Here is a 25,153-nt window from a genome sequence, read left to right as displayed (position 1 = left end):
TCATCGAGGAATACCGGGGAATGCAGACCGGATCTTGAGGAAGAAGTACTCCTGATCGCGGTAGCCGTAGGCGCGGCGCTTGATGACTTTGATGGTGTTGTTGATGCCCTCGACGATGCTGGTGTTGAGCCGGTGGCGACAGCGAGACAGAATCCCGTGCAGATAGGCTTTTAGCTTGAGCGCGAAGTGAGCCAAGGCGGCGATGCCGCTGCCCTGAGCCTGTTGCAGCCAGTGATCCCATGCCTGGCGGGCGTAGCCGGGGTGTTGGTAGAACCACAGCTGTTTGAGCTCATCGCGCATCAGATAAGCGGTGAGCAAGGGCTGGTTGGCCTGGAGCAACTCGTCCAACTTTACCGATTGGCACGGATCGAGGTTTTTGCGATTGCGCAGCAGTAGCCAGCGACTGGACTTGATCACCCGGCGGGCCGGCTTGTCGTGCCGCAACTGGTTCGCTTGGTCTACACGCACCCGGTCTATCACTTCACGGCCGTACTTGGCCACGACGTGGAACAGGTCGTAGACGATCTCGGCGTTGGGGCAGTTGGCCTGGATCTCCAGCTCATAGGCCGTCGTCATGTCGATCGCTACGGCCCGGATCTGCTGGGCAACCCCAGTTGGCAGTTGTTCGAAGAAGGCTCTGGCCGTCTCGCGCGAGCGGCCATCACCGATCCATAGCACCTGACGGCGGATCGGATCGACAACGACCGTGGCATAACGATGGCCCTTGTGTAGAGCGAACTCGTCCATCGCTAGGTAGTGGATCTGACTCCAGTCCGGCTCTTGGATCGCCCGTCGCAGCAGGGCCTTGTCCAGCGCCTTGACCGTGTGCCAACCCAGTTGGAAGAAGCGCGCCACGGCCAGAATGTTGCTGGACTCAAGCAACTGGCTGACCGCCTCGGCCAGCCGGTCGGTCACTCGCTGGTAACGGCCCAGCCAGCTCAGCCTCTCCAGATGCGGTCCACTGCACTGCTCGCACCAGACCCGCCGACGCGGCACTACCAGCGTCACTCGCAGCGCCATTAGCGGCAGATCCCGCACCCGGCGCGTGGTCGTCTCATGCACCTGCCGACATCGGTTGCCGCAGTGCTCGCAGTGCATCGTTCGCGCTGAAGGCTTCAGGTAAATCGTGACCGTCCGGCTCTCACCTTCAGGCCACACGACCCGCTCCACCCGATAACCTTCCCACCCACCCAACCTCTCGATCGTCTTGCGGTCCAGCATGATCCCGGCCTTGATCCTTGAAAAATCAAGGATCAAGCGTAACGGCAATCAAGCACGGCTCCACGCTATTCCGCGATGAACCTTTTTTCTTTCCGGGGGGGGGGGGGGGGGGGGCACCCGCGTTTTACCGACAGCAGCGAAACCGGCACGGCCTATGCGCGAAAAGCCTGACAGGCAGAGGCCTGGCGGCGAGGCAGACTAGTCACGTCACCCGACAGGCGCAGGCAGGGGCAGGGATTTGCCCATGGTGCAGTCCCGGCACGGAAATTTCCTGCATCCGGCCCGGGCTTCGTGGGGCGTGTCTACAGGAAATCGGCTCCAGGCACAGCGCTGCCGGCTGACAGACCGCAGGGGTATGGCTCTTTAGACTGCATCCATGTTTATCACTGCCAGAAAAAGGGTGATTCGTGGAGGTCAGCGCGTGAAGCGGGATGGAGTCGGGTGTCTTCGCTACGTTCGAAACGCCTTGCATCTGAGCTGGGTCGATGTCCGCACGCGTTATCGCAAGAGCGTCCTGGGCCCCTTGTGGCTGACGCTGGGCAATACCATCGCCATCGTTGGCTTCAGTGCGGTTTGGGCCCAACTGCTGCGCGTTGATCGTGCCGTGTTCGTGCCGTCCCTGACGGTCGGCCTGGTCCTTTGGCAATACATTTCCGGCTGTCTGGTCTCGGCGGTCACCGCCTACACCCAGAACGCCACCGTGATGCGCAATCTGTGCGTGCCGGTGTGGTTTTTCGTGGTCCGCATTCAGGGCTACAACCTCATCAATCTCGCGCACAACCTTCTGTTGGTTGCGGCGGTGCTCGTCTACTTCGGTGCGCAACCGAGTGCCGGGCTCGTGTGGTTCCTGCCGGGACTGCTGCTGGTGATCGCGATCTGTGCATTGCTCAGCCTGGCGCTGGCCGCGCTGGGCGCGCGCTACCGGGACGTGCGCTATGCCATCGAGGTCAGCCTGCCGCTGTTGTTCTTTGTCAGCCCGGTGTTGTTTCGGCCAGAAAGCCTCGTTGACGAATACATCTGGCTCAATCCCATCTCCTACCTCATCGAAATGGTGCGCACGCCTTTGCTGTCCACATTGGGCGGGCCGGTGCGTCCGGCCGGCTGGGTCTACGAGGGAGGGTTGATTTTCCTGGCGGTCATGCTGCTGGTCTGCGCGGCCATCTACTGGCGCAATCCCCGCCGCATCCTGTTCTGGATCTGACATGGCGATGATCCGGTTCGAAGGGGTGTCTCTGACCTATCCCTTGTTTGACCTGCAGGCCTCTTTCCTGCGTAACCAGATCGCCAAGTGGCTGTCGTTCGGCCTGTTGAGGCACCGTGGCGGCCAGGTGCGCGCCATCGACGCGCTGCGCGACATCGATCTGGAAATCGTCGAGGGCGACAGAGTGGGGCTTTATGGCCATAACGGCGCAGGCAAGAGCACCTTGCTGCGCACCATGGCCGGTGTCTATCAACCACAGCGTGGCCAGGTCATCGTGCACGGCCAGGCGGCCATGCTTTTCGATATCGAGGCGGGGCTGGATCCCGAGTTGAGTGGCCGAGAGAACGTCCTGAATCTGGGGCTCATCATGGGCCTGCCTGCGGCGCAATGCCGTGCTCTGACGCCCGAAGTTCTGGCTTTCAGCGGTCTGGAGGATTGGCGCGATGTACCCGTTGGGGTGTACTCCAGCGGCATGCGCATGCGGCTGCTGTTTGCCGTGGCCACGGCGGTCACGCCCGAGATTCTGCTGCTCGACGAGTGGTTCTCGACGGGAGACGCCGAATTCCAGGAAAAGAGTCTGGGGCGCTTGCGGCAGATGATGGACCGCACGCACATCACGGTGCTGGCCTCTCACGATCAACACCTTCTGCGGCGGTATTGCAATCGCATCTTCGTTCTGGATTCGGGCCGTCTGCAGGAAGTCTCGACGTCATCGTTCGCATCTTTTTGAGGGAAATAATGCACAAACCGAATCTGGAAGAATTTATCGAGTCGTTCCTGACGGCCTGCGACTTTGTCCAGGAGGTCAGGGTGACCGGCGACACCCGATTTGACGAAATGCCCGACTTTGATTCCCTGGCCATGCTGGGCGTGATCATCATGATGGAAGGCGAGTACGGACGGCCGATTACGGCGGACAAGGTCTTCTCTCTGGGCAACATCTCGGCGCTGCACGCTTACGCTCAGGGAGAGCAATGATGGGTGTGGTGCGTCTGGATCATGTGGCGGTGCGCGGCATCACCAGCGCCGTGCCGCCCGGTCGCGTCGACAATCTGGCCGTGGCGCCGGACCAACTCGCTCAGCGCGAGCGACTGGTCAGAAACGTCGGCGTGCGCTGGCGGCCATGTTGTGCCGATGGCATGATCTTCTCCGATCTGGCGCAGCATGCTGCCCAGAAGCTGATAGATGGCCTGGGCTGGGACAAGGCCTCCATCGATGCGCTCATCCTGGTGACCCAGTCACCGGAGTTTTCCATCCCTGCGACCTCCATCATCCTGCAAGACAGGCTGGGGCTGCCGCTGGGGGTGAGCGCCTTTGACATCAACCTCGGGTGTTCCGGCTATACCTATGGCATTTTCAACGCTGCGGCCATGGTTGGCGAGCAGCGATTCCGCCGCGTGCTGGTGCTGGTGGGTGATCAGGCCGCGTCCAATGACGGTCTGGACAACGGCCGCGACATTCTGTTTGGCGACGCGTGCACGGCGACGGCTCTGGAGTATGACCCCACGGCGCAGCCCATCTACTTTGAGGGGTTTTCCGATGGCTCCGGCTACGAGGCCATCATCATCCCCCATGGCGGCAAGCGTTATCCCACCAATGACAGCAGTCGCCAACCACGCCTGTGCGCCGACGGCGTGATGCGCCGCGCCGACGATGTCTGGCTCGACGGGCCGGCCATTCTCACCTTCTCCACGCTGCGTGCGCCGGAGGCGATACGCCGCATGCTGGGCCATGTTGGCAAAGACGTCGCCGACATTGATTACTACGTCATGCATCAGGCCAATCGCATGATCAACAACACGATACGGCAGAAGGTGGGCGGGTCGCCCGCGCAGTGGCCGTCATCGCTGGAGCAGTACGGAAATACGAGCTCGGCCAGCATTCCGGTCACCATATCCAGTCAGTTGAGCGCCGAGGCGCAACAGCGCCCGCTGCACTGGATCCTGTGCGGCTTTGGTATAGGGCTGAGCTGGGGCACGCTCTATCTTCAGACCGAGCCTTTCTACGCACCCGAACCCTTTGTTCTGGAGCATCGCTATGATTTCCAGCCGACTCGGATTTCGTGACCGTCGCTACCTGGTGCTCGGCAGCCCCTGCGGCCCGGCGATGGCGGCGGCGCGTCGTCTGCTCGACCTGGAGGCGATCGTGCACGTGGCCTGCGCGCAGGCCCTTGAGCCCCGCCTTGAGGCGTGTCGTCTCGGCGCGCCTGCCGAGCGAGATGCCGCCAAGCTGGTCGAAGAGCTTTCCGACCGGGTGCTCCAGGGCATCGTAATCGCCCCTTGGCACGTCAGTCCGGCCACGTTGCTGGGGCCTGACGACGCAGCCTGGCGCGAGCGGCTGGACAGTCATGCTCTGCTGCCACTGCAGCTGATACAGGGGCTCGCCGCGGCAGGCCGGCTCGCGGCAGGCGCCTCCTTGGTGCTGTGCATGCCTGATGCTCAAGGCGGCGACCTGGCCGCCGCCGCGGCATCTGCCGGCCTGCAGCACGCGCTTTTCCATGGCCGGCGCGAATTGCTGCAGGCCGGCTTACGCGTCAACTTCCTCAGTGGGCAGGACATCGATGCCGGTCCGGTGCTGTTTCTGCTGAGCGACGCCTCGCGCTGGATGACGGGCAGCCTCATTGTGGCCGACCGGGGTCAGCGCTTACGCAAGGTGCCCATGTCATGATCACGCATCCTTTCATGTCCCTGGAGGGCAAGCGTCTGCTTGTGGCGGGCGCCGGTTCGGATATCGGCAAGGCCACCGCCCAAGGCGCGCGGGCGCTGGGCGCCGTGATGCAGGGGGTGTCCCGACAGGCCCAGGACGACCCGGCCGTGGCGGTGGCCGATCTGCTCAACGACGAGGATCTCAAGCGCTGGGTCGGTGAGCTCGGGCAACCGCTCGACGGGCTGGTGTTCTGCATCGGGCAGGCCTTGCTCATGCCCGCCCACATGTTGAGCCGCGACGCCGTACGCCGTGTCATGGACATCAATGTCGGCAGTTTCGTCGCCTTGTTGGCCGCACTGCTGCGGGGCCGCAAGCTCAACGCCGGCGCGTCCATCGTGGTGTTGTCCTCGATCAGTGCGCATACGGCAACCGAAGGCGTGAGCCCCTACGCCATGTCCAAGGCCGCATTGTCGGCAGGGGTCAGCAACCTCGCGCTGGAGTTGCAGCGCCGCCAGATCCGGCTCAATGCGGTCTCGCCCGCGATGGTGCGAACCAAGATGACCGCCGGCAGCGACGTATTCAACCTGGACGCCATGGCGCGTGAGCGCTATCCCATGGGCGTGGCGTCGCCCGACGATGTGGCGGCGCTGGTGCTTTTCCTGCTGTCCGACGAGGCCGCCCAGATTACGGGCTGGGACACTTTGATGACAGGGGGCGTGGTCGAGATATGACACAACGCATTTGCCTGTTGGGCGCCGGAGGGCTGGGCCGGGAGATTCAGGCCTGGCTGGACGAGCACGTAGTTGGCTTTGTCGATACGCGCGACGAGATGCAGGGCAAGGAGGTCGCCGGCCTGCCGATCCTGGGGCGGCCGGAAGACGTGCCCATCGCTGACGGCTTGAGTTTCCTGTGCGCGGTCGGCAGCCCACGAATCAAGCGTCTTCTGGTGGCCGGCATTCTGGCGCGTGGCGGCCACATGCTGGCCCTGCCGCCGCGCATGCTGGGCGCGCGCAGCGAGTTCGGCGTGTCCTGTGCTTTTGACGGCGTGCGTGTGTCGCCAGACTGCCGGGTGGCAGATTATGTGCACCTGTCGGCAGGTGTGGTGGTGGGGCACGACTCCGAGATCGGTGCCTATTGCCACATCGGCGAAGGCGTTTTCATCGGCGGAGAGTGCCGCATCGAAGAGGACGTCGTCATTCATCCCCGAGCCTGTATCAGCCGTGGTGTGGTCATAGGAAAGGGGGCCGAGATCGGTCTGGGCGCGGTGGTCCTGCGGGACGTGCCGGCCGAGGCGGTCATGGTAGGAAATCCCGCAAGGAGAGTTGGATGAAAGAAGCTGTCTTTGAGCCACAGTGGTATTGCGACCCGCGTTATGCGGAGATGGAGCGCAAGAATCTATTCGAGAAGCTGTGGCTCACGGCGGGTTTCGTGTCTACCCTGAAGCACGATGGCGACTACTTTACATTTTCGGTTTACGGCCGAGAAATCGTTGTCCATCGTTTGCGCAACGATATCGTTGCCTATCTGAATATATGCCCGCACCGAGGTGGGGTGATGGTCACTTCGGGTCACGGGAATACTCGACCAGTCTGCAAATACCACGGTTGGGCTTTCAGAAGCGGTGGTGCGCTTACTGGTATTCCTATGGCCCGCGATTTTGATGCCGATGAGAATTTACGCGGAAAATCATGTGGGCGGTCGCTACAGCGGGTGGCCGTTCAGATTGTCGGGCCAGTCATCTTTGTGAACCTCAGTGAAAACCCTCTGCCTATCGACGCGCAGTTTAGCGAAGAGATTCTCGGCTGGGTTCGTCGCATGGGGAGTACATCTTCGGCGATACAGGCTGAGTTTCCTGGTGGCTTCAATTGGAAGCTGAATGCCGAAAATATTCGGGATGCGCTACATGTTCTGTTTGTTCATCCATCGTCCTTCTCGGAGGTGATGCCTGATGCTTTGAGCTTGATCCACGATGATCGCGTGCAGCGCGTGCAGGAAACCCCTTCCTGCTTGTACGAATCGTTTGTTCCTGATGTACCTTCTTTGCACAGACTCTCCCTCACCACGAATAGCCATATCGATGAAGGGAGCTATTGGTATGACGATCTAGTGGAGCGCTCGATGCCGAAAGAGAGTTTTCTGCAGATCGTGCTTTTTCCAAATACAAATCTTTACTCGGTAGCTGGCCGTTACTACGGCATGCAGCAGTATTTGCCCAAATCAGCGTCCGATTTTCACTATCGCCTCTCTTTAGCTATGCCGCGGATGCTGCGACCTTTTGACGCTAGCTCGTTGTTGTTGTCGATCGCGCGTTCAGAACGCTACGTAATCGAAGAGGACAGCCTTATTTTGCGCCGTGTACAGAAGAATCTTACGGCGATGGCTCAGCATCGCTTCCGCTTTACGCAAGGCGACTATGAAACGCCCATCATGCAGTTCATGCGCTACATGGGAGGTGCCGTCTACCAAGAAAACCAAACGTGTCAGGCCTGATCATCATGCACATCTTTCTTGCTCAAGCCTATCTTCCCGGCATGGTGCGACGCTTTATCGCCGCTCGTCATCCCGAGGCCTCGGTGCATGAGATCGAGTGCCTGCCAAATTTAGGGCCGGACCCGGCAGCCATTGCGACGTTGGAGTGCCCGGAGAAGGACTGTCTGTTCTTTGGCGATGGGGTGTTCTCCAACTCTGCCCGCACGGCGATTTTCACCCGCCTCAAGGCCTTGGGGTTGGCGTTGGGGACGGCGGTATTCGATGAGGCGCTGGTCAGCCCGGACGCACGCATTGGCACGGGCTCCATTCTGTATCCGCACTGCGTGGTGGATGCCAAGGCCGTGATCGGCTTCAACACTATCATCGGTCCGGGAACCATCATCGAGGACGGCGTCACGATCGGCAACAACTGCTTTATCGGTGCGCATTGCGTGGTCAAGCGCGGCAGCGAAATCGGCAGCGGCAGTTATCTGGCCGATGGCTGCGTGGTGGGCGGGGTGCATGGTTATCGCGGCGAGTCGACATCGGTCAAGCTCGGGCGTGGCGTGGTGGTCTATGACACGCTGGCCATCCGGCAGGACCTGGAGGCTGGGGTCGTGCGGGATTCGCTGGTGGCGGACGACATCCGTGTGTTGCGTTAGCAATCTGGCGCGCCGGACGCTGGCTCTGCTGTGCCTGGTGGCATTGTCGCCCCTTATGGCGGCTCTGGCGCTGGCCTTGATGCTGACCTTGGGCCGCCCGGTCATTTTCCGCCAGTGGCGGGCCGGCAGGGGCGGCGCGGCGTTTGCGTTGTGCAAGTTCCGCACGATGCGACAGCCTCGGTTCGACGGCGAGCCGGATGAGGCGCGCCTCACGCGGCTGGGTCGGTGGCTGCGCCGCAGCAGCTTGGATGAGTTGCCGGGTTTGTGGAATATCGTGCGTGGCGAGATGCATTTCGTCGGCCCGCGGCCTTTGCCCCTGGCTTATTTGCCGCGTTATAGCGCCGAGCAGCAGCGCCGGCATCTGGTGCCGCCCGGCGTGACGGGCTGGGCGCAGGTGCACGGGAGAAATGCGCTGGATTGGCCCACGCGGTTGCAACTGGATGTCTGGTATGTCGATCATCACAATTGGCGGCTGGATCTGCTCATCCTGTGGCGCACGATCTGGGTGGTGCTCGGCGGCGTGGGGATAGGGTCGCCCGGTCAGGCCACCGGCGAGGAGTTCAGGGGCCAACAGGAGACCGGAGAGTCCTCATGAGTTGGCCGGTGTATGCCGCCGATGAGATCGCCGCGGTGGCCGATGTCCTGCGACGCGGGCAGGGCAACGCCTGGTCGGGGGCGGATGTGGCGGCCTTCGAGCAGGATTACGCCCGGCAGGTAGGCCGGCCCTATGCCGTGGCGCTGTCCAATGGCACGGTCGCGCTCGAGCTGGCGTTAAGGGCCCTGGAGATCGGCCCGGGCGATGACGTGTTGGTGACCGCCCGGTCTTTCGTGGCGTCGGCCAGCGCCATCGTCGCCGTGGGCGCCCGGCCGGTGTTCGCCGATGTCGATCCGGACAGCCAGAATGTCACCGCCCAGACCCTGGAGGCCGCGCGTACCCCCTGCACACGAGCGGCGGTGCTGGTTCATCTGGCGGGATGGATGTGCGAGATGGATGAGATCCTGACCTGGGCGGGCAGGCACGGCATCCGCACGCTGGAGGATTGCGCCCAGGCGCATGGCGCGAGTTACCGTGGCGCGCCTGCCGGCAGCCTGGGTGATGCAGCCGCCTGGTCCTTTTGCCAGGACAAGATCATATCGACCGGTGGCGAGGGCGGCATGGTCACCACGGCCTCGCAGGCGGTGTGGCAGCGTGTCTGGAGCCTGAAGGATCACGGCAAGCTGCCGATCCAGGCGGCCAGCGCCGGCCCCGGGTTTAAATGGTTGCATGAGGCGTTTGGCAGCAACGCCAGGATGACGGCCATGCAGGCGGCCATCGGACGCATCCAGTTGCGCAAGTGCGCGGCCTGGGTGGCCCGCCGACGCGAGCATGCGCAGCGCCTGCTGGATGCCGCAGCCCGCTATCCTGCCTTGCGGGTGCCGCGGCCACCTGAGCATATCGGCCACGCCTACTATCGTTGCTACGTGTTCGTACGGCCTCATGCCTTGCGGCCCGGTTGGTCGCGCGACGGTTTGTTGCGGGCATTGCAGGCTGGCGGGGTGCGTGTTTTTCAGGGCTCCTGCCCCGAGATCTATCGTGAGGTGGCATTTCGCCGCGCCGGCCTGGCGCCGCGCGCGCCGCTGCCGGTGGCACGGGAGCTGGGTTTGTGCAGCGTGGCGTTCCCTGTGGATCCGGGTCTGACCGAGGCGGAGGCGGGGCATCGGCTGCAGGTGTTGGACAGTGTGATGGCCCGCGCCAGCCGCTAGGAGACCGGCGACAGGCCGTCGGCGCCTTAAAACGGTAAACTGCTGGAATGTTCGCCCAGCGAGCCTGTCCGTTCCGTCGTTGTCGATGCTGCCATTTTCCGTCCTGCCTACTCCCACGCGTTTCGCGTTGCGTGCCTTGAACACCTTGCTTGACCGCGAGGCTTGGGCCCGCGATCGCCTGGCTCGCCACAGCGGCAAGACCTTGCGCTTTGCGCTGGGCGGCTTCGGCGCTGCCTTGACCATCGATAGCGAGGGGCATCTGCAGCAGGCCGATCCTGCCATCGTGCCCGACGTAACGCTGTCGGCGGTGCCGGAGCGGTTCAACCTGCTGCGCTTTTTGCCCGGTTCGGACAAACCTGATCTGGCTGAACTTACGCATATTTCGGGCGATGCCGCCCTGGCGCAGGTGGTGGCGGATCTGGCGCGCGATCTGCGCTGGGACGCCGAGGACGATCTGGCTCGCCTGGTGGGCGATATTCCTGCGTTGCGCCTGATCTCGGGTGCAAAAGCCTTGGTGCAAGGGGCGCGGCAGGCCGCCGATCGGCTGGCCGGCAACGCAGCCGAGTATCTGGCTGAAGAAAGCGGTGTGCTGGCCGGCCGGCCAGCGCTGGAGCAGTGGCGTCTGGATCAGGCTGATCTGGAGCGCGAGACGGACCGGGTGGCGCGCGCGATTGCCGCGTTGCAGGGCCGCTTGGCGGGCATGGCGGCACGAGGTGCCCACCCATGATGACGTTTCTGCGGCTGCTGCGCATTATCTGCGTGTCGTTACGCTACGGTCTGGATGAGCTGGTGCTCTCCAGTCTCAATCACCCCTTGGCCAACGGTTTGCTGCGCGTCATGCGCCTGGGGACGCGGCCGAGCGCGCCACGCGGTGAGCGCCTGCGCCGGGCGCTCGAGTCGCTGGGGCCGATTTTCGTGAAGTTTGGTCAGGTACTGTCGACCCGGCGGGACCTGATACCGGCGGACATCGCCAATGAGTTGGCGTTGTTGCAGGACCGTGTGCCACCGTTTCCGTCGGCGCAGGCCGCCGCTTCCATCGAGGCGGCACTGGGCGCGCCGCCGACGCAATTGTTTGCGCAGTTTGAGACCGATCCCGTGGCGTCGGCATCCATCGCCCAGGTGCACTTCGCCGTGATGCATGACGGGCGCGAAGTGGCCGTCAAGGTCTTGCGTCCAGGGATGCGTGACGTCATCGAGAAAGACATGGCGTTGCTGCGCATCGTGGCGCGCATCATCGAGCGGCTGGGGCCGGACGGGCGTCGGCTCAAGCCGCGTGAAGTGGTGGCCGAGTTCGACAATTACCTGCACGATGAGCTGGACCTGGTGCGAGAGGCTTCCAATTGCAGCCAGTTACGGCGTAATTTCGGCCCCGAGTCCGGCCGCGGCGATGTCTTGATCGTGCCGGAAGTCATCTGGGAGTTCACCGCCAGTACGGTGTTCACCATGGAGCGCATGTATGGTGTGCCCGTGGGGCAGATCGACCGTCTGCGGGCTGCAGGCATCGACATCCCGACGCTGGCGCGTAGCGGCGTGGAGATCTTTTTTACTCAGGTGTTCGCGGATGGGTTTTTCCATGCCGATATGCACCCGGGCAACATTTATGTTTCCGACAATCCGGCCACGCTGGGGCGCTATATTGCCCTGGATTTCGGCATCGTGGGTTCGTTGTCGGAGTTCGACAAAAACTATCTGGCGCAGAATTTTCTGGCCTTCTTCCGCCGGGATTACCGGCGTGTGGCGCAATTGCACATCGAGTCGGGTTGGGTGCCGGCTGACACACGCGAAGAAGAACTCGAAGGCGCCGTGCGCGCCGTCTGCGAACCTTATTTCGATCGGCCGCTAGCCGAGATTTCTCTGGGGCAGGTGCTCTTGCGTCTGTTCCAGACCTCGCGACGCTTCAATGTCGAAATCCAGCCTCAGCTGGTGTTGTTGCAGAAAACCTTGCTCAATGTCGAAGGCCTGGGACGTCAGTTGGATCCCAACCTCGATCTGTGGAAGACGGCCAAACCTTATCTGGAGCGCTGGATGCGCGATCGGGTGGGTTGGGGCGGCCTCAAGCGCAGCCTGACCAAGGAGGCGGTGCAGTGGTCGCAGATATTGCCGGCCGTGCCTCGCTTGATGCACGACTATCTGAATCGCCCCGATGTCTCGCCGCAAATGCTGGCCGAGACGCGGCGACTGCGCCGTGCGCAGGAGCAGGGCAATCGCCTCGTAGCCGCACTGACCGCGGTGCTCGCCGTGGGGATCGCGGTGGCGCTGTGGGCGCTGACGAGATAGGGCGGTGCACGTGTTGTCGCTGTTGCACTGTCATATCTTCGTCATTGAGTTGTCACGACAGCTTCGTGTTGACGAGCGATAACTAGAACCATTTTTATAAATCTGTGGAACAGGGCAGACCTCGACCTGAGCGTCTCTCCCACATCCTGAGCTTTCTGCGGGAAATCCAAAAAGGGCGACTCATGCTTTATGACCTGCTCCCCGTGATTAGTACGAAATCGATGTAGAGTCCGTTCCCAAAGGAATGGCAATGAAGAAACGATTTACGGAAGAGCAAATCATCGGCGTGCTCAAGGAAGCCGATGCAGGTGCCAAGCCCGCAGAGTTGTGCCGCAAGCACGGAATCTCCGAGGCAACGTACTACAACTGGAAGGCGAAGTTCGGTGGCATGACGGTGTCGGACGCTCAGAGGCTCAAGGAGCTGGAGCAGGAGAACAACAAGCTCAAGAAGCTGTTGGCCGAGTCGATGCTGGACAAGGCGGCGCTTCAGGATCTGCTAAGCCGAAAGTAGTCAGCCCGCAGGCCAAACGCGAGGCGGTCAGGACATTAATGACCGAGCGCAGCATGGGTGTTACCCGGGCCTGTGGGCTGGTAGGAATTTCGCGGTCGCTGTTTGCCTACGAGAGCACACGCTCAGGCGATGCTGCGCTGACCGAGCGCATGAAAGAGATGGCAGTGGCGAAACGACGCTACGGCTATCGGAGGATCCATGTGCTCTTACGTCGCGAAGGCTGGCAAGCAAATCACAAGCGAATCTGGCGGCTGTACAGTCTGGCAGGGTTAAGCGTGCGAAAACGAAAGCGTAAGCGAATCGCGGCGACCGAGCGCGTGGTTCGCCCAGCGGCAATCGCGCCGAATCAGAGTTGGTCAATGGACTTTGTGGCCGACGGCCTAGCCTATGGCCGCCGATTCCGCTGTTTGACTATCGTCGATGACTACACTCGCGAATGCCTGGCCATCGAGGTCGATACGTCGTTGCCGGGACTGCGTGTTGCCATGGTGCTGCAACGGCTGGCGGAGATGCGTGGCCTGCCGCGATCTATTACCGTGGACAACGGGCCAGAGTTCGCCGGAAGAGCCTTGGACGCCTGGGGGCCTACCAAGCAGGCGTAAAGCTGTCGTTTATTCGGCCGGGTAAGCCGGTGGAGAACGCTTATATCGAAAGTTTCAACGGCAAGTTCCGCGACGAATGCCTTAACTAGCACTGGTTCTTGTCCCTGCGACAGGCTAAAAGCTTGATCGAAAACTGGCGAGTCGAGTACAACACCGATCGGCCTCACAGCGCGCTCGGATATTTAACGCCGGCGCAATTCGTGCAGGCTCATCAGAAAGAAGGCCTTTTACCCCTGGGCTCTATGTCGGTGCCGTACTAAATCTGGGGGCAGGTCATTTATCCTGAACTCTTCAAGACCATGGAAGCCGTGCGCTGGAACATGGCGACCGACATTCCCTGGGACGACTTTGATCGCAGCAAGTTGTCCGAAGAACAGGCACTCACTATCAAGATGAATGCCATCACCGAGTGGGCAGCCCTGCCTGCCACTGAAATGTTCCTGCGCGACAATCGCGGCGACAGCGATTTCTGCGCGTTCATGTCGGTATGGTTCTTTGAAGAGCAGAAGCATTCGTTGGTGCTGATGGAGTATCTGCGTCGATTCCGCCCGGACCTGATGCCCACCGAGGAAGAGCTGCACAAAGTTCGCTTCGAGTTTGACCCGGCCCCGGAGCTGGAGACGCTGATGCTGCATTTTTGTGGCGAGATCCGACTGAACCACTGGTACCGCTGCGCTGCGAGCTGGCACACCGAGCCGGTCATTCAGGCCGTCTACCGCACCATTGCTCAGGACGAGGCGCGTCACGCCGGCGCCTATCTGCAATATATGCGCCGCGCCTTGCATGATCGGGGCGAGTCGGTCAGCGGCGATGCCCGTCACGCCTTTGCCAAGATTGGCGTGCTGATGGCGTCGGCGCATCGCAGCAACCAGGCCATGCATCCGACCAATCTGCACGTCAACAAGGCGCTCTTTCCGAACGATACGGTGCAATCGCGGCTGCCCGAACCCGGTTGGCTGGAGCATTGGCTGGACACGCAGATCCGCTTTGACGGGCAATGGGAAAACAAGGTGAGCAGCCGCATCCTGCACATCCTGTCCAAGCTGCTCGACAGTTCGTTCGAGAGCGTCAAGGATCTGAATCGTTATCGCAAAGATCTGTCGACCCGGCTGGTGCGTTCGGTGCGTGGCGAGCCTGACGAAGGTGTGCTGATCGGGGTTTGAGAGCGCAGCACGGCCCGCCCGCTACAATGGCGCCATGTCCCAAGCCCGATTCGAATCCAAGATCTATGCGCGTGCAGACCTGGTGGCCGCAGTGGCTGCCGGGAAGCTGCCGCGTCCGCTGGTGTTTACCAATGGCGTGTTTGACCTGCTGCATCGCGGGCACGCCACCTATCTGGACGCGGCGGCCCGTCTGGGCGCCAGCCTGATCGTGGCCGTCAACACCGACTCGTCGGTGCGGCGGTTGGGTAAGGGCGATGAGCGTCCGCTCAATACCGAGGCCGACCGCGCGGCATTGCTGGCTGCGCTGCAATGCGTCGATGCGGTGACAGCGTTTGGCGAAGACACGCCCGAAGCCTTGATTGCCGAGCTGCGTCCGGACATCATCGTCAAGGGCGGGGATTACGATATGGACAAGCTGCCCGAATCGGCGCTGGTGCGCAGCTGGGGTGGCGAAGCCGTGGCAATACCGTTTCAGTTCGAGCGCTCCACCACCAACCTGGTGCGCAAGATCCGCGGCACGTGAGCCGCGCCTCGCTCAAGGCGACGGCGAGCGCAACAGCCGGTTGATGGCGTCCAGATCGGTTTCGACCAGCATCCCGCTGGTGGCTTTCAGCCGCAGCCCGTCCAGCAGGGTCTGGTAGCGCGCCTGAGCCAGGTCACGTTGCGTGGCGTAGAGCTGCTGCTGGGCGTTGAGCACATCGAGGTTGATGCGTACGCCCAGTTCATAACCGGTCTGGTTGGCCTGCACGGCAGCCCGGCTCGATTTTTCGCCGGCCTCCAGTGCGCGCACGCGCGCCAGACCAGTAATCACGCCATTGAAGTATTCGCGCGCGGCGCGTAGGGATTCGCGCCGGGCGGTCTCGTAGTCCTGGCGAGCTTTTTGTTCAAGTTGGACTTTTTCTATTACCTGAGAGGACACACCACCGCCAGCGTATAGAGGAATGGACAAGGTCACTCCTACACTGTTGTCGATGGGCCGGCCGGGGCCAGGACCTCTGAGTGCGCCATCCGACGCACTGCCACTGGAGGCGCGCAGGTTGAGCGTGGGATAGTGGCCCGAACGGGCGATCTCGATATCGTGGCCGGCAATACGGGTCTGCAGTTGCGCGCGCAGCACGTCGAGCGAGGCATCCTGGGCTTGTTGCGACCAGTCGCTCAGACGCGCGGGCACCGGCGCAGGCAGGGCAACCGTGGGCGGCAGCTCGGCCAGAGCACCTGGGGCCTGGCCGACGATTTTGGCCAGGACGTCGCGTTGGTTCTGCACGGCGTTTTGCAGGCGCAATTCTTCGGCCATCACCAGGTCGTAACGTGCCTGGGCCTCATAGGTATCGGTGATGGTGGCGGTGCCCAGTTCGAACTTGCGCTGCGCCGCGGCCAGTTGCTCGGCGATGGCCGCCTTTTCGGCTTCGGTCGCGCTCAAGGCATCCTGCGCCCTGAGGATGCCGAAGTAGGCATCGGCCACGCGCAGGAGCAGTCCCTGGAGCGATTGCTGCAACTGGACTTCGGCATCGGCCACGACCAGTTTGGATTGCTCGAAACGCTGCCAGCGGCTCCAGTCGAATAGAGGCTGGGTCAGGACGAGATCCCAGGTGCCGCGCCCGCCGCTGCTGTCATACGACAGGCTGCGAGTACTGCGCATTTCGTTGTAGAGGCCGCCGGCCTCTGCGTTGAGCTGCGGCAGCAGGCCGGCACGGGCCTGAGGCAGTTTTTCGTTGTTGGCCCGGTAGGCGGCGCGTGCGGCCGCATAGATGGGATCGCGCGCCAGAGCATCGCGCCAGACCTGCATCAGGTCCTGGGCCGACGCGCCGGTTGCCGTGGCGCAGAACAGGGTCAGTACTGCCGCAACGGTCCGGACGCGCATTCTGTCAGAATTTGAAGTGCGAAACGGCAGTGCCGCGCAGCGGTTTGATGACGGTTTCGAAGAGCTCTTCGGTCTCGAAGCTGGCTGCCGTGCTGCGGGTGATGCGACAGGCGGTCATGACGGGGGCTTCGCCCACGATCACGACCAGACGGCCGCCCACGCGCAACTGGTACTTGAGCGCATCGGGCACGACAGGCACGGAGCCGGTCAGCAGGATGGCGTCGTACTCGGTCGAGCCCCAGCCATTACGGCCGTCGCCGGTTTCAATCTTGACGTCGATGACGTTGTTGAGCTGCAGGTTCTGCTGCGCGAAGGCAACCAGCCGGCTGTCGATTTCGACCGTGGTGACCTGTTGCGCCAGATGCGCCAGCAGCGCGGCCTGGTAACCCGAGCCGGTGCCGATTTCGAGTACGCAGTCCGTGGGCTGCAGTTGCAGTTCCTGGGCCAGGCGGGCTTCCATCTTGGGAGCGAGCATGTTCTGGCGGGTGTCCACGGCGTTGATTTCCAGCGGCAGCTCCAGATCGGAGAAGGCCAGCGCACGCAGTGCCGGCGGCACGAACTGTTCCCGGCGCACGGTGAACAGGGCATCCAGGACGCGCGGATCCAGGACATTCCAGGGGCGGATCTGTTGCTCCACCATGTTGAAACGGGCTTGTTCTACGTCGGGCAGGGTTGAAGCGTTCATGACGGCTGAAAAAAATGGACAGTGAACTAATGGCTCATTGTACCGGCTCCCCGGGGCGGGGGCCGGCAGTGTTACCACCAGGCGTGGAAGTGATGGACCGGGCCGTGTCCCGAGCCGACCGACAGCCTGTCGGCGTGCCGGATGGCTTCGGTCAGATAGGTTTTGGCGCGGCGGGCCGCCTCAGGTACGTCCCCGATTTGGGGAAGAAGCGCGGCCAGTGCGGCCGACAGGGTGCAGCCGGTGCCGTGCGTATTGGCGGTGTCGATGCGGCGCCCGGGCAGCTCGAGCATGCGGTCGCCGTCGTGCAGCAGATCGACGGTCTCGTTGCCAGGCAAGTGGCCTCCTTTCAGGAGTACCCAGCGCTGGCCGGAGTAGGCCAGCTTGTTGCGCAGTTTTTCAGCGACGCGGCGCATTTCCTTGATGGTCTCGACGGGGCGCTCTTCGAGCAGCACGCCGGCTTCGGGAAGATTGGGCGTGAGCATCGTCGCCTGCGGCAGCAAGGACTCGCGCATGGCACCTACTGCGCCGCGCTCGAGCAGCAGATCTCCGCTCTTGGCGACCATGACTGGGTCGAGCACGACATGCGCCGGCGTCCAGCGGGCGAGCTTTTCCGCCACGACGCGGATGACGGGCTCCTGGCCCACCATGCCGATCTTGACGGCGTCGATGCGCACGTCGGTAAACAGGGTATCGATCTGCAGGCCGACGAAAGCGGGGTCGACCGGCAGGATGCCCGTTACCCCTTGCGTGTTCTGGGCCGTGAGCGCGGCGATGACGGCGCACCCGTACGCGCCTAGTGCGCTCATGGCCTTGACGTCTGCCAGGATGCCGGCTCCCCCCGAGGGGTCCACGCCGGCGATGGTCAGGGCATTGGGGATGCGGCGCTCCTGGGCCGATGCGGAGGTCGGGCTCATTTGGCGGCGGCGATCATGCCTTCGGTCGGGGAGGAGGGGGCACCGCTGTAGAGCTTGCGCGGTACGCGACCGGCCAGGAATGCCTCTCGGCCGGCCTGAACGCCCTTGTTCATGGCGCTGGCCATCAGCACCGGGTCTTGGGCGCCGGCAATGGCGGTGTTCATCAGGACCGCATCGCAGCCCATTTCCATGGCGATGGTGGCATCCGAGGCGGTGCCCACACCGGCATCGACGATGACCGGCAGTTGGGTCTGGTCGATGATCAGGCGCAGGTTCCAGGGGTTGATGATGCCCATGCCCGAACCGATCAGCGAGGCCAGCGGCATGATGGCGCATACGCCCAGATCCTCGAGCATGCGGCACTGGATGGGATCGTCGGTGCAGTACACCATGACCTTGAAGCCATCGTCGATCAGGGTCTTGGCGGCCTTGAGCGTCTCGGGCATGTTGGGAAAGAGATTGGTCGGGTCGCCCAGAACCTCGAGCTTTACCAGGTCGTGGCCGTCGAGGAGTTCGCGCGCCAGGCGCAGGGTGCGTACGGCGTCTTCGGCGGTGTAGCAGCCGGCGGTGTTGGGCAGAAGCGTAAAGCGTGACGGCGGGACATAGTCCAGCAGGCTGGGCTCGCCGGGGTTCTGGCCGATATTGGTGCGGCGGATGGCCACGGTGACGATCTGCGCGCCGCTGGCATCCAGCGCGGCGCGGGTCTGTTCGAAGTCTTTGTACTTGCCGGTGCCCACCAGAAGGCGGGACTGATAGTGTTGGCCGGCGATGGTAAGAAGGTCTTGTGAGCTCATGGCTGTGCGGGACGAGGCGTCGGGCATGGCCCGGAGCGCCTGAATTGGCAAAGGATGCCCCAATGATAAAGCACCGCCCGGTGCTCCCCCAAGACAGAGGGCGGCGTCAACGCCTGGCCCGGTCGATCTGTTCGCAAAGTGTCGCTGTGCTTTCGATCAGGCGCGGACCCGGACGGTACAGGGTATCGGCATCCAGCGCGTAGATATGTCCGGCGCGCGCGGAGGGCAGCCCCGTGGCCCGCCAGTCCTGTTGCAGGGCCTGAGCTTGCCGGGCGGAGTCCACGCCGGCGATCACGGCCTCGGGGGCGGCGGCCAGCACCCCTTCGATACTGACCTGTGGCGCGAGCAATTGCGAGGCACCAAAGACATTGACGGCCCCGCACAACCGCAGGGCATCGCCAATGATGCTGTTGTCGTTGATGGTGTAGAGCGGCCGCACGCCAGCCTGGACGAATACCCGCACGGGTGTTTTGTGCGCGTAGCGCTGGCGCAACTGTTGCAGGCGGTCGCGAAGCCGGCCGGCTTCGGCCCGGGCGATGGACTCGGTGCCGAACAGCGTGCCGAAGTGTTCGATGGCGCTCGGGATATCGTCGAGTTTGCGCGGATCGCTGTAGTAGACCGGTATGCCCCATTTGGCGGGCAGCCCGGCCAGGGAGCCGGCCGCCGAGGGTTGCCAGGCGATCAACAGGTCCGGACGCAGGCCCAGCAGCCGTTCGAGATCAGGCTGGAAGGCATCGCCGACACTGGGCAGCGCGCGTGCGGCGGGAGGGTAGTTACTGCCCCGGGTCGAGCCGACCAGATAGCTGCCCGCGCCAGCGGCGTAGGCCAATTCGGTGGCATGAGGGGTAAGCGTGACCGCCCGCCGAGCCGGGGCCGGCAGCCGGACGTGGCGTCCGGCGTCATCGGTCAGACTGATTGGCTGCGCGCCGGCCGGAGAACCGGCCAGCGCCAGGGCGGCGAGAAGGATGGCACTGAACAAGCTCGGGCTCGCAGGGGGAAGAGGCGCTGCCATCCTACTCGGCCCGGTTTACATGCGCCAGGCCAGGTTGAGGAACACGGTCGAGCCCGGGGTGTTGTAGCCGCGCACGAGGGTGTAGTCCTTGTTGAACACGTTGTTCCAGCGCAGTTGGGCGGTCAGGTTCTTGTTCACCTCGTAGGAGGTGGTGAGATTGACCAGACCATAGCCGCCGAGTTCCTGGTTATTGGCCGCATCGCTATAACGCGAGCCGGACCACAGATACTCGATGCCGGCGGTGGCGGGTCCGGAAGCGTGTGCGGCCGTCGTCCGGGTAGCCATAGCTGCCCGGCGCCACGAGGTTGCGCTGGGTGTCATTGCTCTGGCTCAGGCGCAACGTACTGCGCCACCAGTCGTTCAGTTGATTGGTGCTGCTGAGCGTGTACAGATTGATGATCTGACGCAGGCGGTCGTCGTATTCGTTCATGGGCGGCATGCCGCCGCCGGCATCGAATTGCCCGTTGAGTTTGGTGTGGTAGAAATCGAAGGCGATTTCCTGGCCGGCAGCCCAGGTGTAGCCCACCGAGCCCGACACATCGTTCTGCTCGTAGCCGTCGCGATCGGCGTTGTAGCTCCAGTTGGCGGCCCCGCCGATGGTCTTGCTGGTGGCGTTGTAGCCGCGGCTGTGACCGTAGCCGGCATTCAGGGCATAGCGCCAGCTATCGGCGGCGCCGTCCAGACCTACGCTTACGCGGCTGGTGTCATGCGTGCCGTAGCCCACGTTGCCGTAGACGCTCAGGGGGCGATCGCCACCGCCTTTGCGCGTGATGATGTTGATCACCCCACCGATGGCGTCGGCGCCGTAAAGGCTGCTGGCCGTGCCGCGCAGGATTTCGATGCGCTCGATATTGCCAAGCGGCATGCCCTGGAAGTCGCCACTGCCCAGGGTGGCGGTGTTGATACGGCAGCCGTCGATCAGCAGCAGTGTCTGATTGGAGTTGGCGCCGCGCAGAAAGACACTGGTGGCCGTTTGCGGGCCGCCGTTGCTGTTGATTTCCACGCCGGGCTGGCGCTGCAGCAGATCTGCCACGCTGCTTTGGCCGGCGCGTTCGATGGTGGCGCGATCGATGACGCTGACGTCGCCGAGGACGTTCTTCTGATCTTGCTGGGTAAGGCTGCCAGTGACGACGACAGGCGCGAGCTCGGGCGTCGGGTTGGCAACTTGCTGGGCGCCGGCGGCAACAGGGGCGGCCACGGCAATGACACCGGCGTAGCGCCGGAGGGAGCGGGTATACATGGACAGGCTCTCGGTTGACGCGCGACCCCGCACGTCGTTCTCGGGATATGGGCCACGCTCGTAAGAGACATGGCCCGGCTGGCGAACCGGCCGGTATCGGGCTGCCACGGGACATATGCCGTGGGGACCGTTGCGGGGGCAGCACAGGCTGGGCGGGCGTCATGCGGCTCGGCCTTCCTGTTTCCCGTTTAATCCTGCGCGCCTGGAAGACGCGGCAAGTACCGGTTCGAGGTCGGAACTGTATCACCGTCCTGCCGGAAATAGCCCCGTTTTGTTACCATCTAGGGTCTATTTCGGGCGTTTTTTGCCTTTTTGCCACACTGGGACCTTGTAGTGTCTTATCCTCGTATGCCTTATCCGCTGGACGCTTATACACGCGGCGCTGAGTTCGTTCGTCTTCTGAGCGAGCGCATCCTCATCCTGGACGGCGCCATGGGAACGATGATCCAGCGCTACAAGTTGAGCGAGGCGGACTTCCGTGGCGAACGCTTCGCGGAGCACCACAAGGATCTCAAGGGCGACAACGAGCTGCTGTCCTTGTTGCGCCCGGATGTGATCTCCGAGATCCACCGCCAGTATCTCGAGGCCGGCGCAGACGTCATCGAAACCAACACCTTTGGGGCGACCGCCATCGCGCAGGGCGACTATGACCTGCCCGAACTGGCCTATGAGCTGAATCTGGTGTCGGCGCAACTGGCGCGGCAAGCCTGTGATGCGTACAGCACTGCCGAGCGGCCGCGTTTCGTGGCCGGGGCCCTGGGCCCTCAACCCAAGACAGCGTCGATCTCGCCGGATGTGAATGACCCGGGCGCGCGCAACGTGACCTTCGACGAGTTGCGTCTGGCGTACGTCGAGCAGCTCAACGGACTGCTCGACGGCGACATCGATATCGTCCTGATCGAAACCATTTTCGACACCCTCAATGCCAAGGCGGCCATTTTTGCGGTCGAGCAGGTGTTCGCCGAGCGCGGTGTGCGTTTGCCGGTGATGATTTCCGGCACGGTGACCGATGCGTCCGGCCGCATCCTCTCCGGCCAGACGGTGGAGGCCTTCTGGAACTCGGTGCGCCATGTGCGTCCGGTGACCGTGGGCCTGAATTGCGCCTTGGGCGCGGCGCTGATGCGGCCTTACGTAGCCGAGCTGTCCAAGATCTGCGATACGTACGTCTGCGTCTATCCCAACGCGGGTCTGCCCAATCCCATGGCCGAAACCGGGTTTGACGAGACGCCGGCCGATACCTCGGCGCTGCTGGAAGAGTTTGCCGCATCCGGTCTGGTCAATATGGCGGGCGGCTGCTGCGGCACCACACCCGAGCACATCCGGGCCATCGCCGACAAGATCGAGCGCCTGACCCCGCGCGTCGTGCCGCAGGTGGCGGTCAAGACCCGATTCTCTGGCCTCGAGCCCCTCAACATCGACGAAGAAACGCTCTTCGTCAACGTGGGCGAGCGCACCAACGTCACCGGTTCGAAGATGTTCGCGCGCCTGATCCGCGAAGAGAAGTACGACGAGGCGCTGGCCGTGGCGCGTCAACAGGTCGAAAACGGGGCGCAGATCATCGATATCAACATGGATGAAGCCATGCTGGATTCGGTGGCCTGCATGCACCGGTTCCTGAACATGATCGCCTCCGAGCCCGACATCGCGCGGGTGCCCATCATGATCGGCAGCTCCAAGTGGGAGGTCATCGAGACGGGCCTGAAGTGCGTGCAGAGCAAGCCGGTGGTCAACTCGATTTCCATGAAGGAAGGCGAAGCGCCCTTTCGTGAACACGCGCGCCTGTGCCGTCTGTATGGCGCGGCCGTAGTGGTGATGGCGTTTGACGAGCAGGGTCAGGCCGACTCGCTGCAGCGGCGCAAGGAAATATGCGGCCGCGCCTATCGCATCCTGGTCGAGGAAGAGGGTTTCCCGCCCGAAGACATTATTTTCGATCCCAATGTGTTCGCCGTGGCCACTGGCATCGACGAGCATAATCATTATGCGGTCGATTTCATCGAAGGCACGCGTTGGATACGCCAGAACCTGCCGCACGCGCGCATCTCCGGTGGCATATCCAACGTGAGTTTTTCCTTCCGCGGCAACGAACCGATGCGCGAGGCCATTCATACGGTCTTCCTGTACTACGCGATCCGCGAAGGCCTGACCATGGGCATCGTCAACGCGGGGCAGTTGGGCGTGTATGCCGATCTGGACCCGGTGCTGCGTGATCTGGTCGAAGATGTCATTCTGGATCGGGCCGAGCCGGTGGGCAAAAAAGACGCCGATGACGAACGGACGCCCACCGAGCGGCTGGTGCAGTTTGCCGAGACGGTGCGTGGCTCTGGCGCCAAGAAGGAAGAGGACCTCGCCTGGCGTGCGCGGCCGGTCGAAGATCGCCTGTCGCATGCGCTCGTGCATGGCATTACCGCCTTCATCGTCGAAGACACCGAAGAAGTCCGCCAGAAGATTGCCGACCGCGGCGGCCGACCCATCGAGGTCATCGAAGGGCCGCTCATGGACGGCATGAACGTCGTGGGCGATCTGTTTGGCGCCGGCAAGATGTTCCTGCCGCAGGTGGTCAAGTCCGCCCGCGTGATGAAGCAGGCCGTCGCGCACCTCATCCCGTTCATCGAGGAAGAGAAGCGCCAGATCGCCGCGGCCGGCGGCGACGTTCGCGCCAAGGGAAAGATCGTCATCGCCACGGTCAAGGGCGATGTGCACGACATTGGCAAGAACATCGTGTCGGTGGTTCTGCAGTGCAACAACTTCGAAGTCGTCAACATGGGCGTGATGGTTCCGTGCGCCCAGATTCTGGCCAAGGAAGAAAACGCCGACATCATCGGGCTGTCCGGCCTGATCACGCCCAGCCTCGAAGAGATGGCCTATGTCGCCTCCGAAATGCAGCGCGATGCGTACTTCCGTGAACGCAAGACGCCGCTGATGATAGGTGGCGCGACGACCAGCCGCGTGCATACCGCGGTGAAGATTGCGCCCCATTACGAAGGCCCGGTGATCTACGTGCCCGACGCCAGCCGATCGGTGGGCGTGGCCACCAATCTCATGTCTGATCAGGCGCAGACCTATCTGGATGAGCTGGCGCAGGAGTACGAAGACGTGCGCCGCCGCCACACCAATCGCAAGGCTACGTCGCTCATGCCGCTGGCCGAAGCGCGCGCGGCACGGCCGCAAATCGATTGGGCCCATTACACGCCGCCGCGCCCCAAGTTCATCGGGCGGCGCACGTTTAAAAGCTACGACCTGGCCGAGATCGCCCGCTATATCGATTGGGGCCCGTTCTTCATGACCTGGAGCCTGTTTGGCGCTTTCCCCGCCATCCTGGACGACAAGGTCGTGGGCGAGCAGGCGCGCAAGGTCTTTGCCGAGGGGCAGGCCATGCTCAAGCGCATCGTCGAAGGCCGCTGGCTGACCGCCAATGGCGTGGTGGGCTTTTATCCGGCCAATCGCATCAACGACGAGGATATCGAGGTCTATCGTGACGAGTCGCGCAGCGAGGTCCTGTTCACCTACCGGAATCTGCGGCAACAGGGTGTCAAGCGTGAAGGCGTGAGCAATAAGTGCCTGGCCGACTACATCGCGCCGAAAGACAGCGGCAAGCTGGATTACATCGGCGTGTTTGCCGTCACCGCGGGCTTGGGCATCGAGAAAAAAGAGGCCGAGTTCGAGGCCGCGCTGGACGATTACTCCAGCATCATGCTCAAGTCGCTGGCCGACCGCCTGGCCGAGGCGTTTGCCGAATGCCTGCATGCGCGCGTGCGGCGCGATCTTTGGGGTTACGCCGCTGACGAGCAGCTCGATAACGCTGCGCTCATCGCTGAAGAATACGTGGGCATACGCCCGGCGCCGGGGTATCCGGCCTGCCCGGAGCACGTGGTCAAGACGGATATGTTCCGCGTGCTGCAGGCCGAGGAAATAGGCATGGAACTGACTGACAGCTATGCCATGTTCCCGGCCTCAAGTGTGTCGGGCTTGTATTTCAGCCATCCGGACTCGCAGTACTTCAACGTGGGCACCATCGGCGAAGACCAGTTGGCCGATTATGTGGCCCGCAGTGGCCGCAGCGAGGAAGACGTGCGCCGCACGCTGGCGCCCAACCTGGGCAATTGAGACGGCGGTATTGCCGCGGCTGACGGGCCGCAGCAATACCGTGCGGCG

Annotated in this window: 24 protein-coding genes, 2 pseudogenes and 1 riboswitch; of the genes and pseudogenes, 17 read left to right on the top strand and 9 right to left on the bottom strand. The window is 62.9% G+C overall.

Annotation, left to right across the window (positions count from 1 at the left end; translation table 11 throughout):
• A complete protein-coding gene (locus LK440_RS14445) occupies nucleotides 1-1,221 on the bottom strand; it encodes an ISL3 family transposase (RefSeq protein ID WP_005016023.1) in 1,221 nt (406 codons plus the stop codon).
• A gap of 466 nt (nucleotides 1,222-1,687) precedes the next feature.
• Here LK440_RS14445 and LK440_RS14440 point away from each other — a divergent pair, with 466 nt between their 5' ends.
• The 16 genes and pseudogenes from LK440_RS14440 (at nucleotide 1,688) to rfaE2 (ending at nucleotide 15,018) form a co-directional block, all read left to right on the top strand.
• The gene (locus LK440_RS14440) at nucleotides 1,688-2,422 is read left to right on the top strand and encodes an ABC transporter permease (RefSeq protein ID WP_005018236.1); all 735 of its coding nucleotides are present in this window, start codon (nucleotides 1,688-1,690) and stop codon (nucleotides 2,420-2,422) included.
• A 1-nt stretch (nucleotide 2,423) separates the two neighbouring features.
• A complete protein-coding gene (locus tag LK440_RS14435; protein WP_005020393.1) occupies nucleotides 2,424-3,152 on the top strand; it encodes an ABC transporter ATP-binding protein in 729 nt (242 codons plus the stop codon).
• 8 nt (nucleotides 3,153-3,160) lie between these two features.
• On the top strand, nucleotides 3,161-3,400 hold the full coding sequence (locus tag LK440_RS14430; protein ID WP_005018244.1) for an acyl carrier protein: 240 nt from the start codon (nucleotides 3,161-3,163) through the stop codon (nucleotides 3,398-3,400).
• Entirely contained in the window at nucleotides 3,397-4,488 is a 1,092-nt protein-coding gene (locus LK440_RS14425) for a ketoacyl-ACP synthase III (RefSeq protein WP_227944737.1), read from the top strand. Before LK440_RS14430 ends, LK440_RS14425 begins: the two co-directional genes overlap by 4 nt.
• Nucleotides 4,460-5,089, top strand: coding sequence for a hypothetical protein (locus LK440_RS14420; protein ID WP_005018247.1), 630 nt, complete (start codon nucleotides 4,460-4,462; stop codon nucleotides 5,087-5,089). The genes LK440_RS14425 and LK440_RS14420 overlap by 29 nt, the downstream gene beginning before the upstream one ends.
• On the top strand, nucleotides 5,086-5,799 hold the full coding sequence (locus LK440_RS14415; RefSeq protein ID WP_005018248.1) for an SDR family oxidoreductase: 714 nt from the start codon (nucleotides 5,086-5,088) through the stop codon (nucleotides 5,797-5,799). Before LK440_RS14420 ends, LK440_RS14415 begins: the two co-directional genes overlap by 4 nt.
• Entirely contained in the window at nucleotides 5,796-6,398 is a 603-nt protein-coding gene (locus LK440_RS14410) for a PglD-related sugar-binding protein (protein ID WP_005018249.1), read from the top strand. Before LK440_RS14415 ends, LK440_RS14410 begins: the two co-directional genes overlap by 4 nt.
• Entirely contained in the window at nucleotides 6,395-7,558 is a 1,164-nt protein-coding gene (locus LK440_RS14405; RefSeq protein ID WP_005018250.1) for an aromatic ring-hydroxylating oxygenase subunit alpha, read from the top strand. The genes LK440_RS14410 and LK440_RS14405 overlap by 4 nt, the downstream gene beginning before the upstream one ends.
• Nucleotides 7,559-7,563: 5 nt before the next feature.
• Entirely contained in the window at nucleotides 7,564-8,199 is a 636-nt protein-coding gene (locus tag LK440_RS14400; RefSeq protein ID WP_227944736.1) for an LbetaH domain-containing protein, read from the top strand.
• Nucleotides 8,186-8,794, top strand: a complete 609-nt coding sequence (locus LK440_RS14395) for a sugar transferase (RefSeq protein WP_005018257.1) — start codon at nucleotides 8,186-8,188, stop codon at nucleotides 8,792-8,794. The genes LK440_RS14400 and LK440_RS14395 overlap by 14 nt, the downstream gene beginning before the upstream one ends.
• A complete protein-coding gene (locus LK440_RS14390) occupies nucleotides 8,791-9,942 on the top strand; it encodes a DegT/DnrJ/EryC1/StrS family aminotransferase (protein ID WP_005018260.1) in 1,152 nt (383 codons plus the stop codon). The genes LK440_RS14395 and LK440_RS14390 overlap by 4 nt, the downstream gene beginning before the upstream one ends.
• 85 nt (nucleotides 9,943-10,027) lie before the next feature.
• Nucleotides 10,028-10,669 carry a ubiquinone biosynthesis accessory factor UbiJ gene (locus tag LK440_RS14385; RefSeq protein WP_005018261.1) on the top strand — a complete coding sequence of 214 codons (642 nt, stop codon included), beginning with the start codon at nucleotides 10,028-10,030 and terminating at the stop codon, nucleotides 10,667-10,669.
• Nucleotides 10,666-12,219, top strand: coding sequence for a ubiquinone biosynthesis regulatory protein kinase UbiB (gene ubiB / locus LK440_RS14380; RefSeq protein ID WP_005018262.1), 1,554 nt, complete (start codon nucleotides 10,666-10,668; stop codon nucleotides 12,217-12,219). Before LK440_RS14385 ends, ubiB begins: the two co-directional genes overlap by 4 nt.
• 250 nt (nucleotides 12,220-12,469) lie before the next feature.
• Nucleotides 12,470-13,592 (top strand): annotated as a pseudogene (locus LK440_RS14375) (IS3 family transposase).
• 39 nt (nucleotides 13,593-13,631) lie between these two features.
• Entirely contained in the window at nucleotides 13,632-14,495 is an 864-nt protein-coding gene (locus LK440_RS14370; protein WP_005018263.1) for a hypothetical protein, read from the top strand.
• A gap of 34 nt (nucleotides 14,496-14,529) precedes the next feature.
• Nucleotides 14,530-15,018, top strand: coding sequence for a D-glycero-beta-D-manno-heptose 1-phosphate adenylyltransferase (rfaE2, locus tag LK440_RS14365; protein WP_005018272.1), 489 nt, complete (start codon nucleotides 14,530-14,532; stop codon nucleotides 15,016-15,018).
• A gap of 12 nt (nucleotides 15,019-15,030) precedes the next feature.
• Here rfaE2 and LK440_RS14360 read toward each other — a convergent pair whose 3' ends face one another.
• The 8 genes and pseudogenes from LK440_RS14360 to LK440_RS17985 all read right to left on the bottom strand — a co-directional run bounded on the left by LK440_RS14360 (nucleotide 15,031) and on the right by LK440_RS17985 (nucleotide 21,001).
• Nucleotides 15,031-16,356, bottom strand: coding sequence for a TolC family outer membrane protein (locus LK440_RS14360; RefSeq protein ID WP_005018274.1), 1,326 nt, complete (start codon nucleotides 16,354-16,356; stop codon nucleotides 15,031-15,033).
• Between the two features lie 4 nt (nucleotides 16,357-16,360).
• The gene (locus LK440_RS14355; protein ID WP_005018276.1) at nucleotides 16,361-17,041 is read right to left on the bottom strand and encodes a protein-L-isoaspartate O-methyltransferase family protein; all 681 of its coding nucleotides are present in this window, start codon (nucleotides 17,039-17,041) and stop codon (nucleotides 16,361-16,363) included.
• A 71-nt stretch (nucleotides 17,042-17,112) separates the two neighbouring features.
• Nucleotides 17,113-17,955, bottom strand: coding sequence for a bifunctional hydroxymethylpyrimidine kinase/phosphomethylpyrimidine kinase (thiD, locus tag LK440_RS14350; RefSeq protein WP_005020394.1), 843 nt, complete (start codon nucleotides 17,953-17,955; stop codon nucleotides 17,113-17,115).
• Nucleotides 17,952-18,749 (bottom strand): thiazole synthase, encoded by a 798-nt coding sequence (locus LK440_RS14345; RefSeq protein ID WP_005018280.1) that lies wholly within the window; start codon nucleotides 18,747-18,749, stop codon nucleotides 17,952-17,954. The genes thiD and LK440_RS14345 overlap by 4 nt, the downstream gene beginning before the upstream one ends.
• 106 nt (nucleotides 18,750-18,855) lie before the next feature.
• On the bottom strand, nucleotides 18,856-19,761 hold the full coding sequence (locus tag LK440_RS14340) for a cobalamin-binding protein (RefSeq protein ID WP_169510511.1): 906 nt from the start codon (nucleotides 19,759-19,761) through the stop codon (nucleotides 18,856-18,858).
• A 15-nt stretch (nucleotides 19,762-19,776) separates the two neighbouring features.
• On the bottom strand, nucleotides 19,777-19,899 hold the full coding sequence (locus tag LK440_RS18130) for a hypothetical protein (protein ID WP_341351977.1): 123 nt from the start codon (nucleotides 19,897-19,899) through the stop codon (nucleotides 19,777-19,779).
• 18 nt (nucleotides 19,900-19,917) lie between these two features.
• Nucleotides 19,918-19,986, bottom strand: a pseudogene (locus LK440_RS18125) (hypothetical protein); the annotation flags it as partial.
• Nucleotides 19,964-21,001 carry a TonB-dependent receptor gene (locus LK440_RS17985; protein WP_025341318.1) on the bottom strand — a complete coding sequence of 346 codons (1,038 nt, stop codon included), beginning with the start codon at nucleotides 20,999-21,001 and terminating at the stop codon, nucleotides 19,964-19,966. The gene LK440_RS17985 and the pseudogene LK440_RS18125, both read right to left, overlap by 23 nt.
• A gap of 71 nt (nucleotides 21,002-21,072) precedes the next feature.
• A riboswitch (cobalamin riboswitch) is annotated at nucleotides 21,073-21,242 on the bottom strand.
• Nucleotides 21,243-21,334: 92 nt separating this feature from the next.
• Between LK440_RS17985 and metH the strand changes: the two genes are divergently transcribed.
• Complete coding sequence (gene metH, locus LK440_RS14325) at nucleotides 21,335-25,105, top strand: methionine synthase (RefSeq protein ID WP_005018283.1); 3,771 nt, start codon at nucleotides 21,335-21,337, stop codon at nucleotides 25,103-25,105.
• Nucleotides 25,106-25,153 lie beyond the last annotated feature (48 nt).

The sequence above is a fragment of the Bordetella holmesii genome (genome assembly GCF_020735985.1).
Taxonomy (GTDB): Bacteria; Pseudomonadota; Gammaproteobacteria; order Burkholderiales; family Burkholderiaceae_B; genus Bordetella; species Bordetella holmesii.
Note: the sequence above shows the minus strand (reverse complement) of the source record. Positions and strands in the feature narration are given on the sequence as shown.